We start from the raw sequence: 16,641 nt of genomic DNA, 5'->3' as shown, positions 1-16,641 counted from the left end.
GAATGGGTTGTTAAATGGGATAGTCTGACGGGCAGAGTGTGCAAACAATCCTATTTTAAAAAAATGCACAGATAGCCATATCAGAAGTTGCTATTTTAGCATGATTGATGGGGTTTTGGTACAAAAGTATCCGACCAAATGTGGGTTTGGTCGGATGTAAAATAATGGCGTATTTTAAAATCAAAAACCCTAACAAGCTACATTGACCCCTTGCGAATTGATACATAGTTTGTCGCCATTATTTAGATTGCCAATCCATGCCTTGCCATTTTTAAACATCAGTGGTTCGGGCAGTTCGGGATTTTTGGGGCTGTCCAAGATAAACCCGTCTTTATGAAAGCGAAAATCGATGACCAGTTGCCCGCTTTTATCAATAAAGCCCCAATTATCGCCCATGCGTACCCCTGCCAGATTCTCACTATAAGCTCGGACATCATCAAAGGCGTAAATAATCATCGGTACGCCCTTATCATCGACAAAGCCCCATTTGCCGTCTTGTTGTCTTGGCGTGAGTGTTAGGTGTGTGCTAGGGTTTGGCAGACTGCCTTGGGCAGGTGTCGGCTCTGGGGTGGGCGATGGGTTGGGGGCTTGCCGTGTGCGATTGCCGTTTTTGTCGATGGTGTAGGTGCTACCACTAGCGGTGACGGTGGCAAGACCTTGAGAGAAGTCGCTAATGTGGCTGATGGCTCGCTCGGGACGGACGATGATCTTACCCTGAGTGTCTAGCACGCCAAAGCCACGGTTTTGTTTGACGATGATACGTTCGCCCCGCACGCCCCTTGCCCATTGGTTGCCATTCATACGGTCGTAGTTAAAGGCGATGATGGTTTTGCCTTTGTCATTGATGTAGCCGACTTTACCGTTTTTTAGGGCGGGGAGTAGCCCACTTCTAAACTCCGAGCCCAGCACCGCGTCATAAGCGAATAAATCGGCTGTTTTATTGCCTTTTTTGTCCAAAAGTGCCACGGGCGAGCCGTTGTCTTTGACCGCCAAAAATACGCCCGAACGTGCGGTACAGCTGACGTTTTTATAATGGCTTTTGGGCAGGGCACAGGCATAAGCTAGGGGTGTGAGCGAGCCGAGCAATAAGGCGGTGACTAGGTATTTTTTCATAAAAACAATGCGTGAGAATTTGGGCTATTTTATCATAAGTGGCAAGATTATCATGCCAAAAAAAATTTTTCCAAAAAGTTAAATAAACCATAAAAATTATAAATTATTGTTATTTTTAAAGTGTGTTATAATCTTTTAAAATTTACCATACCCAGACCATTTTAATTTGGAGAATAACAATGGCAGGCAAAACCCCCCAAGCGGTAGCGAAAACACTGTACGACAAACTTTGGGACGACCATTTGGTCAAAGAGCGTGATGACGGCTCGGCACTGATTTATATTGACCGCCAATTGTTGCACGAAGTAACGAGCCCACAAGCCTTTGAAGGCTTGACTTTGGCAGGGCGTACCCCTTGGCGACTCTCGGCAAATATTGCCACGCCCGACCACAATGTCCCCACTTCCACCAAAGAACGCTCGCAGGGCATTTTGGGCATTGAAGACAACACTTCTCGTATTCAAGTCAAAACTTTGGACGATAACTGTAAAACCTTTAATGTCGTGCAATTTGGCATTAACGATGACCGTCAAGGCATCGTTCATGTGGTTGGACCTGAACAGGGGCTGACTTTACCTGGTATGACGGTGGTGTGTGGCGATAGTCATACCGCAACCCACGGGGCTTTGGGCTGTTTGGCTCACGGCATTGGCACCAGTGAAGTTGAGCATGTACTTGCCACGCAATGCCTTGTCGCCAAAAAAATGAAAAATATGCTGGTGCGTGTGGACGGCAAACTTGGCAAAGGCGTAACGCCCAAAGACGTGATTTTGGCGATTATCGGCAAAATCGGCACGGCAGGGGGGACGGGTTATGCCATTGAATTTGGTGGACAAGTGTTTCGTGATATGTCCATTGAAGGGCGTATGACTGTGTGTAATATGGCGATTGAAGGCGGTGCAAGGGTTGGGCTTGTGGCAGTGGACGACAAAACCATAGACTATGTCAAAGGTCGCCCCTATGCACCGACTGGCGAAAACTGGGACAAAGCCGTTGCCTACTGGAACACCCTAAAATCAGACGATGACGCCCAGTTTGATGCGGTGGTGGTGCTAAATGGCGATGAGATTGAGCCACAAATTTCGTGGGGGACTTCGCCTGAAATGGTCATTCCTGTGTCCGCCAATGTACCAACACTGGATATGGCAAAAGACGATGTGCAAAAAAATGACTGGACACGAGCCTATCAGTATATGGGCCTCTCGGCAGGGCAGTCGCTGTCGGAGATTACGCTTGACCGTGTGTTTATCGGCTCGTGTACCAATTCACGCATTGAAGATTTGCAAGAAGTTGCCAAAATTGTCAAGGGCAAAAAAGTCGCACCCACCATCAAGCAAGCGATGATTGTGGCAGGTTCGGGTCTTGTCAAAAAACAAGCCGAAAAAGAGGGTTTGGATAAGATTTTCCTAGACGCAGGTTTTGAGTGGCGGCAGCCGGGCTGTTCTATGTGCCTTGCGATGAACGCTGATAAACTGCAAGCAGGCGAGCATTGTGCCAGTACATCAAACCGCAATTTTGAAGGTCGTCAAGGCAATGGCGGTCGCACGCACCTTGTGAGTCCTGCAATGGCGGCGGCGGCGGCGATAGCGGGACACTTTGTGGATGTGCGAGCGGTGGTGTAATCGTGAAAAATAAGACAATCTGTGGTAAGATGGGTTGTCTTGTTTTAAAATAAAATAAAGGTATTTTTATGAAAACCGCAGAGCAACGCAAACAGCTTTCTATTGAAAAACTCAAAAATGAAGGTATTGCCCATATTGATTGTTTGCCAGTCATAGAAGATGAAAGCGAAGCTGAATTAAAAACACCATTGGAAATCGCAAAACGCTTAATCGCCTGTATGCTGTGCATTCAAGCAAGTTTTGACCAAAGAAATGATGATTATGATGTAGAAGTTGTTATTTTTTATCAAAAACCATTAAAGCAATTTCAAATTGATAATTTAACCGAAAAAGAGTTGATTGTCTTTGAGCAAAAAGGCGATGAACAAGATTTGCTTAACATGACTTGGAAATATGAAGCGTGTTGGGCATTATTATGGGCATTGGGTTTAATTGATGAATTAAAATTCCCCAATGAACCCATGACCCACGATGAATGTCATTTTGCAATTGATGTGGTTTCTAATAATGCCAATATGGATGAATTTTTATCAAAAATCAAAATGCGTTCTTTGGATGAAATTTTAGACCAAGCCGATTTGATTTATCGTTATCATTGGGCGTGTGTGAATGCTCGTATTAACGGTAAAGAAGTAAATTTATTTGAAAGTGTGGTAATGGAACGCCGTGCAGGATTGGATTGGTTGTTTAGAGTAGATGCGGATTGGGATAATCCTGATTTAAATACCTAATGTAAAATGAATTATTCCGAACTTATCAAAACCCTAATTGCCAACCCCGTAGAAAGTGTCTTGATGACGAATTTAATTGTTAAAAGGAAAACTGTATGAACGATTTAGCCCAAAACACCTACCTAGATGTACGCAATCCCACCCAGCCAAAAGGCAATATGGTGCTAACTTGTGATGATATTGGCGAAGGTAGCACGCTGTCCAATGACTATGTCGCCAACATTTGGGGCTTTACAGGTAATAACATCAGCCCAGAACTTGCGTGGAAAAATGCCCCAAGCGAGACCAAAAGTTTTGTGCTAACAATGTACGACCCAGACGCCCCAACAGGCTGTGGCTTTTGGCATTGGAATGTGTTTAATATTCCTGCTGAGTGGAGTGAATTACCAAAAGGTAAGTCCAATGAGTTTGGCAATGGTATTATTGAGCTAAAAAATGATGCAGGACTGGACGGTTTTATTGGGGCATTCCCTCCAAAAGGCGATAAACCGCACCGTTATATTTTTACCCTATATGCCCTAAATGAAGTCCTTGATTTGCCAAATAGCATTAGCCCTGCGGTTTTGGGCTTTAATTTAAATGGTAAAGTTTTGGCAACAGCAAGTTTGACGGCTTATTATAACTGGTAAATGGAAGCCTAAAATGCCTATTGAAATTGTGGAGCATTATTATCAAATGATACAGCATTTGGACAATGCTGATAAAATGGCATTGGTTGAAAAAATCAATCAATCAATTGCCGATGACTATTCAAAATACCCTAAGTTATCACGATTAAAATCTCGCCCAAATGTGGTGATTGGCAATTCTGATGACTTGGTTAATATCAGTTGGGAAAAGGAGTTAAATCTTGATTTCTCAAGCTGATATTTATCTGGATACTCATACGGTCGTTTGGCTATATACAGGGCAATTAAAAAAGTTTTCCAAAAATACCTTAGATATTTTAGAAAACAATAATCTTTTTATTTCGCCTATGGTTAAGTTAGAATTGCAATATCTGTATGAAAAACAAAGAATTACTGATACAGCAGAACAAATTCTCAATGCTTTGCAAGAAGAAGTTGATTTAAAGATTTGCCATAAGAACTGGCTTGATATTGTTAATATGGCATTAACTTGTGATTTTACTCGTGATGCATTTGACCGTTTGATTATTGCTCACGCAATGCTAGATAATAGACTTCCTGCAAAACTAGGCTTTCCGTTCGCCCCGAGCTTGTTGAGGGGTGGCGGAAAACCGTTATGGTTCGACAAGCTCACCACGAACGGTTTTCCTTATTTTTGGGTTTTGCAGGAAGTCTAATAGCGTTTTAATTAGCAAAGATGAAAAATTAACCGAGCATTATAAAAATTGTGTTTGGTAATTGACTGAAATTGAAAAGGTAAACTTATGAAACAATACACCACCGAAATTGGCATTGTTGCCCCATTAGACCGTGCCAATGTGGACACCGATTTGATTATTCCTAAGCAGTTTTTAAAATCCATTAAACGCACAGGTTTTGGCGATAATTTGTTTGATGAACTGCGTTATTTGGACGAAGGCTATTTGGGGCAGGATATTTCAAAACGCCCAAAAAATCCTGATTTTGTGTTAAATCAAGACCGCTATCAAGGTGCAACGATTCTCCTTGCTCGTACTAATTTTGGCTGTGGTTCATCTCGTGAACACGCCCCTTGGGCATTGAATGAATATGGCTTTCGCACCGTGATTGCCCCAAGTTTTGCCGATATTTTTTATAACAACTGCTTTAAAAACGGTATGCTTCCTGTGATTTTGTCTGAAAGCGAAGTGGACGAACTGTTTAATGAATGTTTTGATACTGTCGGTTATCAATTAACCGTTGATTTACAAAATCAAAAAGTGATTAGCCCAAGTGGTAAAGAATACGCCTTTGAAGTGGATGCATTTCGCAAGCATTGTTTATTAAATGGGCTTGATGATATTGGACTAACTTTGCAAAATAGCGATGACATTAAAACCTTTGAAAACAAAGCCCGTGCGGATAGACCTTGGGTATTTAAGGAATTGATGGCTTAATCTGAATTCTTAAGGACTTAAAAGATGACAAAAGAAGAATTTTTGACAAAACTTTATGAATTGAAAGATTTGGCAATATCAGATGATTTTTTAAGTAGAAATTTGCATATTGCTGTATTAAAATCAAGTTATGGAAACCCAACAACTGCAATATTGGAAGTTGAGGGTTCTCCACCTAAATTGAGAATTATTGTTGATGTTGAGCATATTTCCAATGATTGGAAAATTTTTGAAAACATAGATGATGACCGCCTGTCAAATACATTATTTGTATTTCATTCAAAAAGTTTACCAGCCAGTCATAAGAAAAGAAAAGAAATGTTGCTTTTGATTTATGAATTTTTACAATCAAATTCTTATCTTTCTTATGACAAGAGTGCTAAATTTGGTTTTAATTCAATGTAAGAATTTTTAAAAAGGAACACTTTATGAAACACATTGCAGTCCTAAATGGCGATGGTATCGGACCTGAAATTGTCGCCCAAGCCGTTAAAGTTTTGGATAAACTCATTGAACAAGGCTTACAAGTTTCTTATGAATACGCCAAATTGGGTGGAGAAGCCTATGATGCTTATGGCTCGCCATATCCTAATGAGACCCAAGAAATCGTACGAAAAGCCGATGCCGTGCTTTTGGGGGCGGTGGGTTCTCCGCAATACGACAATTTAGACCGCCCCTTACGCCCAGAGCGAGGGCTTTTGGCAATTCGCAAAGATTTAAATTTATTTGCCAACCTGCGACCTGCTATTCTTTATAAAGAATTAGCCAATGCATCCACTTTAAAGCCAGAAGTGGTGGCGGGACTTGATATTTTAATCGTACGAGAATTAACAGGCGATATTTATTTTGGCGAGCCACGGGGTATTATTACCAACGATAAAGGCGAGCGAGAAGGCTTTAATACCATGCGATATAGCGAGAGCGAGATTCGCCGTATTGCCAAAGTATCCTTTGAATCTGCCCAAAAACGAAATAAAAAATTGTGTTCGGTGGATAAAGCCAATGTGCTAGAAACCACTGAACTTTGGAGACAGATTTTTAATGAAGTTGCCAAAGACTATCCGGATGTCGAGCTTAGCCATATGTATGTGGATAATTGTGCAATGCAACTGGTCAAAAACCCCAAGCAATTTGATGTGGTGGCGACAGGCAATATCTTTGGCGACATTCTCTCCGACCAAGCGTCTATGCTGACAGGCTCTATTGGAATGCTTCCATCGGCAAGCCTTGATGAAAATGGCAAAGGGCTTTATGAGCCAAGCCACGGCTCTGCTCCTGACATTGCAGGTCAAAATAAGGCAAACCCTTTGGCGACCATTTTATCGCTTGCGATGATGCTTCGGTATAGTTTAAATGACGAAGTCCGTGCCAAACAGGTAGAACAGGCGGTACAAAAAGTGCTAGAACAAGGTTATCGCACGGCGGATATCTATGAAGACGGCACGACTTTGGTTGGCTGTGCGGACATGGGTGATAAAGTGGTGCAGGCGTTGTAAGGTTGTCAATCTAACAAAAAGCCCATGATTGTGGGCTTTTTTATTTGCCAAGTGGTTGATTTTGCTTTACAATGCTAGGGCGTCTTGAGCATTGATAACATTTTATTTAAACTTGGTAGGGATTTAAAGCCTTGATTGATTTTCGCATGAAAAATGGCTATCCGACCACTTAATTTAAAAAATTAAGTGAAAATCTTAAAAATTTAGCCGTTTAAGTGGTCGGATTGTGGCTCGAAGTCAAAAACTTGTCTGATAGAATGACTATCAGTCCCAAGTTTTTTCCTTGAAAAACGTGCGATTTTTCTCATTTTTCATTGCAAATACCAATGTTCAACACGCCCTATCGGTTTTAATTTAAAAAGGGGTAAGATGATGAAAAAAGTATTGGTGCTGGCTTTGGCGGTGTTGATGACTGCTTGTAATCAAGATGAAACAGTCAAAAACAATCAAGTAGAATATCTAGATGCTCAAAAAAGCCAAGTCATGCCTGCCAATGAGCCAATGACAGCAACCGAGACACTAAAAGCGATTGATAGTAGTCTTGCCAAAGTAAGCGGTCAAGATGGTAAAAAGATCAGCTTTGCGACACAAAAATTAGACTATACCCTGCCAAAGGATGTGACAAATAACTGCGTGCCTGAATTGCCTGAGAATTGGGATGAAAACACCATCCAATGCCCGAGTGTTAATATGACGATGGCAAAAATCGAACCACGCTGGATAAATGACATCATGCGTCGTGAGATGACGGGCGATGACAATCCTGAGCTTGTCAAATTCCGTCGTGATTTGGATGATTTTGTCCGTTCGCAAATCCAAGATGAGATATCTTCGGGCTATTCGTGGAGCATTACCCCTGAATATCTGGGCATGCACAACCAAGTGGCACAGTTTGCAGTAATGCATGATACTTATTTGGGTGGGGCTCACGGCATGGCGGTGATGAACTATTATTTGTTTGACATGGATTTGCAAAGCCAAATCACCCTAGCTGACATCCAAGTGTTTGACTCAGAGCGTGGGACAGAGCTGTTTGACTTGATGGGCGATGCATACCAAAGCTATCTAAAAGGGCATGAGATGAGCGAAGAAGAGATAGCGGGGCATATGGAGACTTATCCACTTGATGTGAGTGAAGATTTCTATTTTGGTAAAGATGGGTTGGTGTTCTCGTACGCACCTTATCATTTGGGTCCTTATGCCATGGGAGCTGTGGAGCTTGTCATTGCTTATGACAAATTGCAAGGCATTATCCGAGAGGAATACCTGCCTAAGCAGACAGCCAAAACAGCGAACCAAGAGACAGTAAGCCAAAAGTCGGCAAGCAAAGAGGCAGCAGGTCAAAAGACGGAGTAGGCAAGCCAAACGGATAAACCTTGATGTATCATTAACCAAACATTGACAATGCGTTTCTTAATCGTGCTTGTTTTTCCTAATCAGTCTTGTTAGAATTTATCGCATTGGTGTTGTGCCAATAACATTATTCGTCAAACCCAAGGAGTTGTTATGAAAAAGCTAGCCCTACTGTCTCTTGTCGCCCTAGCAGGCATGGCAAATGCCGCCACTTATGAGATTGACCCATTTCACACCAATGCCCGTTTTGCTATTGATCATTTTAAAACCAGCACCAACGTGGGCGGTGTGTATGGTCTGACAGGTGAGATGGAGTTTGATAAAGCCAAACGCACGGGTAAGATTGACATTGAGTTGCCATTGGCAAATCTACAATCAAGCTCTAAGGAGTTTACCGAACATCTGCTGAGTGCTGATTTGTTTGATGCTGAAAAATACCCCACCATGCGTTTTGAATCTACCAAATTCAACTACACAGGCAAGGGCAAAGTACGCAAACTAAGCTCAGTAGATGGTAACCTTACCCTACTTGGTCAAACGCACCCTGTTCGTCTGCATGCCAATAAGTTTAACTGCTATGACAGTCCCATGGCAAAAACCGAAGTTTGTGGCGGTGATTTTAGCACGACCATTGACCGCACCAAATGGGGCATGGATTATTTAGTGAATGTTGGCATGGCAAAAAATGTCCGCATTGACATTCAAGTGGAAGCCGCTAAGAAATAATTTGTTTTAACTAAATCTTAACCAAAATCAAAAATCACCCCAAATTGTGTTGGAGTGATTTTTTGTGGTTTTATAAAAATAAAAAGCGAATGATATGGGCGGTATTTAAAGTTATCACAATTTAACCATGTGGACGTAGGGACGTGCTGAGCACGTCCTTTGGGCTTTAAAAAATACGGTTCATGCCATTTAACGCTGCCACACGATAGGCTTCTGCCATGGTGGGGTAGTTAAAGGTGGTGTTGATGAAGTATTCTAGCGTGTGACCACACTTCATCACCGCTTGCCCGATGTGGATAATCTCGGAGGCGTGGTTGCCGTAGCAGTGAATGCCTAGGATTTGCAAAGTTTCACGGTGGAATAAGATTTTTAGTACGCCTGAACGTTCACCGATGATTTGGGAGCGAGCCAGATGTTTGAAAAAGGCTTGTCCGACTTCATAAGGGATTTGGTCACGGGTTAAGTCTTCTTCGGTCGCCCCAATGCTTGAAATCTCAGGAATGGTATAGATGCCAGTAGGCACGCTATTGACAAACTCGGCGTGTTTATCACCCACCATAAAGCCGGCGGCATTTCGCCCTTGGTCGTAGGCAGCGGACGCCAAAGACGGCCAGCCGATGACATCGCCCACGGCATAGATATGCTCAGCTTTGGTGCGGTAGGTTTGGTCAACTTCAAGCTGTCCACGACTGTTGGCAGATAAGCCAACCGCTTCTAGATTAAGCCCGTCGGTGTTGCCCGAACGTCCGTTACACCAAAGGATGGCGTCGGATTTGATTTTTTTACCGCTTTTTAGGTGCAAGATCACGCAGTCATCAAAGGTTTCTAGGCGTTCAATCTCTTCGTTGCTACGAATACGCACACCAAACTGACGAAAGTCGTGCGATAGGGCGTCTGAGATTTCATCATCAAGGTAGCTTAGCAGTTGTTCTTTGTTATTAATCAAATCAACGACATAGCCTAAGCCTGTAAAGATGGACGCATACTCACAGCCAATCACGCCTGCCCCGTAGATGATGATTTTACGAGCGACATAGTCCATTTGCAAAATCTTATCTGAGTCAAAGACACGGGGGTGGTCAAAGTCAAGCAGGTCAGGACGGTAGGGGCGTGAACCCACGGCAATGACTGCCTTTTCAAAGGTAACTGTCTTGGCACCTTCGCCATGAACCTGTTCAACTTCTAGGGTGTTTTTGTCAATAAAACGCCCCCAACCTTGGATAATCTCAACACGGTTACGCTCATAAAATAGCTTATGGGTATTGACTTGACTGGCAATCACTCGCCGTGCTTTGCTTAACACCTTATTTAGGGGAACCTGAAAGTTGTCGGTAAATGAGCTAAAAATGGGGTCACGTCTCATGCTGATGATGTTAAACACCGATTGGCGAAGCGCCTTACTGGGAATGGTGCCGACATGAGCACAGTTGCCGCCTACTTGGTCACGGGGGTCGATGACTGCCACTTTGAGTCCTGATTTGGCAAGCTTCATCGCTGCTGCTTCACCAGCAGGCCCTGCTCCTAGCACCACGGCGTCATATTCAAAGCCGTGACGGGCTTTGCGTTTTTGGGGAGCGATGGCGATACGCTGACCGTCAAGGGGGCTAATTAGCGGGTGACTGAGGTCATGCTCTTCATGAGCTGGCGTGTTTGTGCTGTCAGGGGTTTTGATTTCTGCTTCGGGTAGGGCGGAACGTTTGGCTTGTTCTTTGATGGCGTGTTCTGCCTTGGTCTCATTTTTGGCAGGGTTTGGGGATTTACTTACCGTCTCGGTGGGGTTGGTTTTGGTCATGATATTACCTTTTTGTTTATTTTAATTAACGAATATTTTGCGTTAAAATCTCATCTAACTGCCACAGTCCTGTGGGTTTACCAGTATTTTGGTCTATCTCTTGACGCACCTTAATGGTGTAGGCGGTGCCAACAGTTGGCGTAAAGCCAATGATGTCATTATAGCCAATACCGAACAGCTTATCATCATCTGCCCCGACGGGCTTGACCAGTAGGCATTGCATGGGTGTGGCAGAATGGCAAGCACTGCGATAAGGCATGACTTCTAGTGTTTCACTGGCATTTAGGGCGACATTAGGGGTATAACGTGGCTCAGGCACAGGAGGACGACTTTGGCAGGCACTCAAAGAGATGATGAGTGTTAGGGGTAAGAGTAGCAAGTAGCGATGTTTCATATTTTTCTCAGGGTTTATCAGTTTTAAATATTTTAAAAATCAGCCAATTCGCCGTGCCAAACCTGTAATTTGTAAAATCCGTGTGGCAATCTCTTCAACGCTCATTTCTGATACATTAAGGTTGGGGATTTTTTGGGCGGTGTAGATGGCTTGGATGGCACGCTGTTCTTCTTGGCACTGGGCAAGGGAGGCATAGCGAGAGCCTGCTTTTCGCTCTTGGCGGATACGCACCAATCGTTCAGTGTCAATGGTCAGACCAAACAGTTTGTGGCGATAGGACTGTAACACTTTGGGTAGATTGCTACTATCTAGGTCATCTTCAGTCAAAGGATAGTTGGCGGCACGAATGCCAAACTGCAAGGCAAGATATAGGCTTGTGGGGGTCTTGCCTGAGCGTGATAAGCCAACTAGGATGATGTCTGCCCCGTCATAGTGATTGGTTCTTGCCCCGTCGTCATTATCCAAGGCAAAATGCACCGCGTCAATCCTTGCCTTATAGTCTTCGCTGTCCACTTGTCCGTGTGCCATGCCTGCATGGGAGTCAGGAGCCTCGCCTATTTCATTGGCAATGCGGGTAATTAACCCTTCATAGATGTCAAGGTTGGTGGCGTCCGCCCCATTGATGATACTGCGAATCTCATCGCTAACGATGGTGTCAAAAACTAAGGGTTTAAGTCCTGATAAACGATGAGCTTCGTTGATGCGTTTGACCGCTTCATAAGCCAACTCGGGAGTGTCCACATAGGGGATGATTTTGACGTCAAATTTGACATTACCAAACTGGCTAAGCAGTGATCGTCCAAGTGTCTCGGCAGTGATGGCGGTGCCATCAGAGATGAAAAAAGCACTGCGAAGTATCTCGGGGGCTTTAAACTGCTCGTCTTGTTGGCTGGGTGTGGGGGTGTGAACGTACATGGCTATCCTTTATGTCCTGTGCCATACATGGGTAAACTTAAATGAGAGTATAGCACAAAAACAGGGGGTTTTGTAGAGAAAATTATCAACTGCGGTATGATGAGCAAAGAACGTGGCAAGCAAATAACTATTAATAAAACAGCATAAAAGTGCAAGAAATCCCATTGCGAATTTTTGGTAATTTTGTTAAAATAAGTTTATTTTTGTAAATATAAAAAGTGTAGATGTATAAAAGACGGTATCAACCATAATAACAATTACATCTTTTGGTAAGATGTATTCATGATTTCTCAGATGGTTTATGACCAAGGATTGTAATGTTTTCATTTTTATCGGTAGAATTTGCTTTATTGTTCATAGCATTTTTTATGCTTTATTGGGCATTTAAAAAAAGACCAGACATTCAAAATATGCTGTTGCTCATTATCAGCCATGCCATTATTTATTTGATGGCAGGCATGATGGCAGTTGGCATACTGTTTGTTTCTGGCATTGTCATTTATTTCATTGCTCGGCAAATCATCATCAGTCATCACAAAAAAACGTGGATGACGACGGGTATTATCATCACTTTGATAAATTTATCTGTATTTAAATATTATGAATTTTTCCGTGCTAATATTATTCGTGCTTTGGAGATGTGGCAATTAGATAATACGGGACTTATGGCAAATATTATTTTTCCATTGGGTGTTTCTTATTATTCATTTCAAGCCATTAGTTATTTGGTAACGCTTTACCGACAAAGCGTGGTTTATGAGAAAAATGAACAAACTAAACAAAGCGAGCAAGAAAAACAAGATGAAAATAATGAAAATCCTATTTCTTATTTATATTTTTGGCAAGCATTAACGCACTTTTCGTTTTTTGCCACAGTTTCGGCAGGTCCGATTACCCGTGTTAATGAAACTAAAGGTTTGATTGACATTATGGGTAAGCCTTGTGGGATGTATGACCAATTAAATGAGCCAGAGCCACGCCAATTATTATACCCAAAAATCGCCTTTGCCTTGATTGTGCTTGCCCTTGCCAAAAAATGGTGGCTGGCAGGATATTTGGCGGATAATTGGGTCAATCCCGTTTTTGCCAATCCCACAGGATTCCACAGCTTGGAAGTATTGACTGCCATTTATGGTTATACCTTGCAATTATTTTTGGATTTTTCAGGATATAGTGAGATGATGGTGGCATTTGGGTTATTGCTTGGTTTTCGCTTACCCATGAATTTTAATGCCCCATTATTGGCTCATAATATTAGAGATTTTTGGGACAGATGGCATATTAGTTTATCAACATGGATACGAGATTATATTTATATTCCCTTAGGCGGTAGCAGAAAGGGTTTTTGGTTTACCCAGATTAATCTTATTATTGCGATGGTGTTATCAGGGATTTGGCATGGCTCAACCTTTAACTTTTTCTTTTGGGGGTTGTTACACGCCTTAGCCATTGCTTTATTAAATGTTGGAGATTTGGCTTGCCAAAAAATAAGCGGTCATGCCAAAGGGCGTAATTTTTTGACAAATACAGGCATCATTGGTAAAACGCTAGGCGTATTAATTACTGTGCATTTTGTGGTATTTGCTTTTGTGTTTTTTAGAGCGACAACATTAGATGAAGCATTATTGGTTTTTAATGCTTTATTTTCTAATCATATTAATGTAGCATGGACCAATAATCCGCTTTATCTATTGGCGATATTGGCATTGGCATGGCTGGTTTATCCATTATTTCATCGTCATCAAAAAAATGTAGGTCGGCTGATACTTAAAATGCCAAGTGTGATTTTTTATGTGTTATGCTTTATGATATTTATGGCGGTGGTAATTTTGGCTCCGTCTGGCATTCCCGGTTTTATTTATGCAAATTTCTAAAAGATAAGATAAAGGGTATTATCATGAGCGAAAACAAACAAGATGAGATTAATCATATTGACAAGGCTGATATTGATGGTCAAAATGACATTAATCAAGAAAATAAAAATATTGATACAAAAATCATTGATAAAGAAAATACAGAAGAAGAAATCATTTATCAAGAAGATAGTGATGATTGGGATAATGAATTAATTAAACCAGATGATAATTTTAAACAATCCTTTATTAACACGCTCATGTTTTTGGTATTATCTACCGTCATGGGTATTTGGATAATGCAAAAATCAATCAATGCCTATTATCTACAAACTTATCATCAGCCTAGTCCATTAAATCTAATCAATCACCCTTTATGGCAAAAAGGGGGCAATATTGGCGATGGGTTATATACCTTGCATGATAATATTGCCAATAATATCGACAATATGAATAAAAGTATGATTGATGAGTTTAATGATAATTATGCCTATACCCCTGCTTATAAAGCCCAAATGGCAGAAAAAGCACGCCAAGAGCAATTACGCCAAGAGCAAGAAAGGCAATTAAAAGCCCAAGACCTAAAAGAAAATCAAGCCCAAAATGAATTAGAACAATCCTTAACGTTAAATAAAAGCCAAAAGGTATTTTTTGCTGGCGATTCGATGATGCAGGGCATTGCCCCACATATGCAAAAATATTTACAGGGCTTAGGCGTAGATTCGATCAATCTTAGCAAACAAAGTACCGGCTTGGCATATCCTAAATTCTTTGATTGGAATAGCACCATTAAAAATACTTTGAGGTCAGATAGCAATATTAAAGTACTCATCATCATGCTTGGGGCAAATGACCCTTGGGATATACCAGATAAACAGGGAAAATACCTAAAATTTAATAGCGAAGAATGGATAGCAGAATATCAGGCACGCATGAAAGATATATTGGATTTTGCCAAAGAAAGACAGGTGGGTGTGATTTGGGTAACGCCGCCAAATATGAAAAAAAATAAATTAAATGAAAAAATGGTTCAGCTCAATGATGTGATGATGAATGAGCTGGCTCGTCATAATGTTAAAGTGATTGATGCACGCCCTATTATGGGTGGGTGCAATAATATTTACAATGATTATCTTGAAAAAGATGGCAAAAATATTAAAATGCGTAGCACTGATGGCGTTCATTTTTCTGGCGATGGTCAGCGGATTCTTGCCAAAGAAGTGCAATCTTATTTAATCATTGAGTGATATTATCATTTGATAACTAAAAAGAGTATTCATGAATTTAACAAAATTTAGCTTTAAGCTTACCTTATTAATCATGGCGTGCGTGTCGGTATCGGCTCATGCCAATCTAGCCAATTTTGGTGAATCCAACACCAATGCCCTAGCACAGGCAATGGCAAATCACTCGGTGCATATCGTCCAACTGGGCGACAGCCACACCGCCGGCGATACCATGACGGACGCTCTAAGAAATCGCTTGCAGGGCGTGATGGGCGATGGTGGCATGGGCTGGGCGATGCCGATGTATTTTAGCGGTCAGCGTATGACACGGTTTAGCTATGATAATGTCGATTTTTCGCCAATTTCTAGCCGTACCAACCAAAGCGAGTACTATACGCTGGGCGGACTGATTGCCAGACCCAAGGTCAATGGGGCAAGCCTCACTCTAAAACCCAAAAAAGGGGCAGAACCTGCTCAGCGTATTTGGGTGAGCATTCGTCAGCAACCGACAGACGGCAGATTTACAGGGGTGGACGCTTATGGTAAGCGGTTTGTGTTAGAGACGGCACGTAAGGACGGTACATGGCAGATGGTGAGCGTGGACGTGAATTTGCCGTTTACCATTTATAATGATAATGCCACAGGCTCGGCGATTGGCGGTTGGTGGGCGTTTAATCCTAGTGGGCGTGGGGCGGTGGTGTCGGCATTGGGTATCAATGGCTCTGAGCTGTCGCATTGGAATAGGTGGAATACGCAGGCATGGCAAAGCGAGCTTGCCACCATTCGCCCCACGCTCATCGTACTCGCCTATGGCACCAATGAAGCCTATAATGGTGTTTCAGGCGAGAGCGTGCGTACGACTTTGACCGAAAAAATCCGCCAAATCCGTGCCGTCAGCCCACGTTCGGCGGTCATGGTGTTAGGCTCGCCAGAAGCTCTAAAAAGCACAGGCGGAAGCTGTGGCACACGCCCTGCCACGCTCACAGACGTGCAGACTGCCCAACGGCAAGTCGCCCAAGCCGAACGTACGCTCTACTGGGATTGGCAAGGGGTGATGGGTGGCTCTTGCACCATGAAATCGTGGATAAATCGTGGGCTTGCCAGTAAAGATGGCGTGCATTTTAGCCAGTCAGGCTACACTCGTCTGGGCAATGAGTTGGCAAATGAGTTATTGGCATTACAAACGCAAGCCCTCACGCAGTACCCCAATGCCACGCATCCTAACACCACTCCGACATACACCCCCAATGATGTGCCGAGTATCAACTCAGGGCAGGGCGGTCAAGGGCGGGGGTTTATCCGCATTGAACGAGTTAATTAGTCTTATCAAAAGGTTGAAATGAGTGTATTTAGATAATAAATACACTCATTTTTAT

17 protein-coding genes are annotated in these 16,641 nt (G+C 42.5%); 13 read left to right on the top strand and 4 right to left on the bottom strand.

The genetic code is table 11. The annotated features are described in order from the left end of the window. Positions 1 to 189 precede the first annotated feature (189 nt). On the bottom strand, positions 190 to 1,113 hold the full coding sequence (locus K941_RS14365; protein ID WP_051225790.1) for a WG repeat-containing protein: 924 nt from the start codon (positions 1,111 to 1,113) through the stop codon (positions 190 to 192). Between the two features lie 179 nt (positions 1,114 to 1,292). Here K941_RS14365 and leuC point away from each other — a divergent pair, with 179 nt between their 5' ends. The 10 genes from leuC (at position 1,293) to K941_RS0101620 (ending at position 9,085) form a co-directional block, all read left to right on the top strand. Further along, a complete protein-coding gene (leuC, locus tag K941_RS0101665; RefSeq protein WP_029102242.1) occupies positions 1,293 to 2,735 on the top strand; it encodes a 3-isopropylmalate dehydratase large subunit in 1,443 nt (480 codons plus the stop codon). Positions 2,736 to 2,803: 68 nt separating this feature from the next. Then, on the top strand, positions 2,804 to 3,466 hold the full coding sequence (locus K941_RS0101660; RefSeq protein ID WP_029102241.1) for a DUF4272 domain-containing protein: 663 nt from the start codon (positions 2,804 to 2,806) through the stop codon (positions 3,464 to 3,466). Positions 3,467 to 3,561: 95 nt separating this feature from the next. Next, entirely contained in the window at positions 3,562 to 4,095 is a 534-nt protein-coding gene (locus K941_RS0101655; protein ID WP_029102240.1) for a YbhB/YbcL family Raf kinase inhibitor-like protein, read from the top strand. Positions 4,096 to 4,108: 13 nt separating this feature from the next. Continuing rightward, positions 4,109 to 4,333 (top strand): hypothetical protein, encoded by a 225-nt coding sequence (locus K941_RS0101650; RefSeq protein WP_036387210.1) that lies wholly within the window; start codon positions 4,109 to 4,111, stop codon positions 4,331 to 4,333. After that, positions 4,317 to 4,772, top strand: coding sequence for a type II toxin-antitoxin system VapC family toxin (locus K941_RS14360; protein WP_051225789.1), 456 nt, complete (start codon positions 4,317 to 4,319; stop codon positions 4,770 to 4,772). The genes K941_RS0101650 and K941_RS14360 overlap by 17 nt, the downstream gene beginning before the upstream one ends. A gap of 87 nt (positions 4,773 to 4,859) precedes the next feature. After that, a complete protein-coding gene (gene leuD / locus K941_RS0101640) occupies positions 4,860 to 5,510 on the top strand; it encodes a 3-isopropylmalate dehydratase small subunit (RefSeq protein WP_029102238.1) in 651 nt (216 codons plus the stop codon). A gap of 24 nt (positions 5,511 to 5,534) precedes the next feature. Beyond that, complete coding sequence (locus K941_RS0101635; RefSeq protein ID WP_029102237.1) at positions 5,535 to 5,915, top strand: hypothetical protein; 381 nt, start codon at positions 5,535 to 5,537, stop codon at positions 5,913 to 5,915. Positions 5,916 to 5,938: 23 nt separating this feature from the next. Further along, the gene (leuB, locus tag K941_RS0101630; RefSeq protein WP_029102236.1) at positions 5,939 to 7,006 is read left to right on the top strand and encodes a 3-isopropylmalate dehydrogenase; all 1,068 of its coding nucleotides are present in this window, start codon (positions 5,939 to 5,941) and stop codon (positions 7,004 to 7,006) included. 369 nt (positions 7,007 to 7,375) lie between these two features. Continuing rightward, positions 7,376 to 8,362 carry an RsiV family protein gene (locus tag K941_RS0101625; protein ID WP_084137640.1) on the top strand — a complete coding sequence of 329 codons (987 nt, stop codon included), beginning with the start codon at positions 7,376 to 7,378 and terminating at the stop codon, positions 8,360 to 8,362. 150 nt (positions 8,363 to 8,512) lie between these two features. Continuing rightward, the gene (locus K941_RS0101620; RefSeq protein ID WP_029102234.1) at positions 8,513 to 9,085 is read left to right on the top strand and encodes a YceI family protein; all 573 of its coding nucleotides are present in this window, start codon (positions 8,513 to 8,515) and stop codon (positions 9,083 to 9,085) included. 166 nt (positions 9,086 to 9,251) lie between these two features. Here the strand turns inward: K941_RS0101620 and sthA are convergent, their stop codons facing one another. The 3 genes from sthA to ppsR are packed head-to-tail and all read right to left on the bottom strand — an operon-like array spanning position 9,252 to position 12,186. Next, complete coding sequence (sthA, locus tag K941_RS0101615; RefSeq protein WP_228130346.1) at positions 9,252 to 10,877, bottom strand: Si-specific NAD(P)(+) transhydrogenase; 1,626 nt, start codon at positions 10,875 to 10,877, stop codon at positions 9,252 to 9,254. Between the two features lie 25 nt (positions 10,878 to 10,902). Beyond that, positions 10,903 to 11,271, bottom strand: a complete 369-nt coding sequence (locus tag K941_RS0101610) for a DUF4377 domain-containing protein (protein WP_029102232.1) — start codon at positions 11,269 to 11,271, stop codon at positions 10,903 to 10,905. Positions 11,272 to 11,310: 39 nt separating this feature from the next. Further along, positions 11,311 to 12,186 (bottom strand): posphoenolpyruvate synthetase regulatory kinase/phosphorylase PpsR, encoded by an 876-nt coding sequence (gene ppsR / locus K941_RS0101605; RefSeq protein WP_051225788.1) that lies wholly within the window; start codon positions 12,184 to 12,186, stop codon positions 11,311 to 11,313. A gap of 317 nt (positions 12,187 to 12,503) precedes the next feature. On the opposite strand from ppsR, the gene K941_RS0101600 reads away from it, so the two are divergent. Genes K941_RS0101600 through K941_RS14355 form a run of 3 tightly spaced genes read left to right on the top strand, consistent with a single transcriptional unit; the run spans position 12,504 to position 16,586 of the window. Further along, positions 12,504 to 14,060 carry an MBOAT family O-acyltransferase gene (locus K941_RS0101600; protein WP_036387207.1) on the top strand — a complete coding sequence of 519 codons (1,557 nt, stop codon included), beginning with the start codon at positions 12,504 to 12,506 and terminating at the stop codon, positions 14,058 to 14,060. A gap of 23 nt (positions 14,061 to 14,083) precedes the next feature. After that, a complete protein-coding gene (locus K941_RS0101595) occupies positions 14,084 to 15,286 on the top strand; it encodes an SGNH/GDSL hydrolase family protein (RefSeq protein ID WP_051225787.1) in 1,203 nt (400 codons plus the stop codon). A 31-nt stretch (positions 15,287 to 15,317) separates the two neighbouring features. Further along, positions 15,318 to 16,586: a GDSL-type esterase/lipase family protein gene (locus K941_RS14355; RefSeq protein ID WP_051225786.1), complete on the top strand. Its 1,269-nt coding sequence runs from the start codon at positions 15,318 to 15,320 to the stop codon at positions 16,584 to 16,586. The last annotated feature ends 55 nt before the right edge of the window (positions 16,587 to 16,641 follow it).

It is taken from the genome of Moraxella caprae DSM 19149 (assembly GCF_000426885.1).
Lineage (GTDB): Bacteria > Pseudomonadota > Gammaproteobacteria > Pseudomonadales > Moraxellaceae > Moraxella > Moraxella caprae.
Note: the sequence above shows the minus strand (reverse complement) of the source record. Positions and strands in the feature narration are given on the sequence as shown.

Bases quoted from the DNA above. Each gene is read 5' to 3' on its own strand.
- K941_RS14365 (WP_051225790.1), bottom strand. From the start codon at position 1,113: ATGAAAAAATACCTAGTCACCGCCTTATTGCTCGGCTCGCTCACACCC.
- leuC (WP_029102242.1), top strand. From the start codon at position 1,293: ATGGCAGGCAAAACCCCCCAAGCGGTAGCGAAAACACTGTACGACAAA.
- K941_RS0101660 (WP_029102241.1), top strand. From the start codon at position 2,804: ATGAAAACCGCAGAGCAACGCAAACAGCTTTCTATTGAAAAACTCAAA.
- K941_RS0101655 (WP_029102240.1), top strand. From the start codon at position 3,562: ATGAACGATTTAGCCCAAAACACCTACCTAGATGTACGCAATCCCACC.
- K941_RS0101650 (WP_036387210.1), top strand. From the start codon at position 4,109: ATGCCTATTGAAATTGTGGAGCATTATTATCAAATGATACAGCATTTG.
- leuD (WP_029102238.1), top strand. From the start codon at position 4,860: ATGAAACAATACACCACCGAAATTGGCATTGTTGCCCCATTAGACCGT.
- K941_RS0101635 (WP_029102237.1), top strand. From the start codon at position 5,535: ATGACAAAAGAAGAATTTTTGACAAAACTTTATGAATTGAAAGATTTG.
- leuB (WP_029102236.1), top strand. From the start codon at position 5,939: ATGAAACACATTGCAGTCCTAAATGGCGATGGTATCGGACCTGAAATT.
- K941_RS0101625 (WP_084137640.1), top strand. From the start codon at position 7,376: ATGATGAAAAAAGTATTGGTGCTGGCTTTGGCGGTGTTGATGACTGCT.
- K941_RS0101620 (WP_029102234.1), top strand. From the start codon at position 8,513: ATGAAAAAGCTAGCCCTACTGTCTCTTGTCGCCCTAGCAGGCATGGCA.
- sthA (WP_228130346.1), bottom strand. From the start codon at position 10,877: ATGACCAAAACCAACCCCACCGAGACGGTAAGTAAATCCCCAAACCCT.
- K941_RS0101610 (WP_029102232.1), bottom strand. From the start codon at position 11,271: ATGAAACATCGCTACTTGCTACTCTTACCCCTAACACTCATCATCTCT.
- ppsR (WP_051225788.1), bottom strand. From the start codon at position 12,186: ATGTACGTTCACACCCCCACACCCAGCCAACAAGACGAGCAGTTTAAA.
- K941_RS0101600 (WP_036387207.1), top strand. From the start codon at position 12,504: ATGTTTTCATTTTTATCGGTAGAATTTGCTTTATTGTTCATAGCATTT.
- K941_RS0101595 (WP_051225787.1), top strand. From the start codon at position 14,084: ATGAGCGAAAACAAACAAGATGAGATTAATCATATTGACAAGGCTGAT.
- K941_RS14355 (WP_051225786.1), top strand. From the start codon at position 15,318: ATGAATTTAACAAAATTTAGCTTTAAGCTTACCTTATTAATCATGGCG.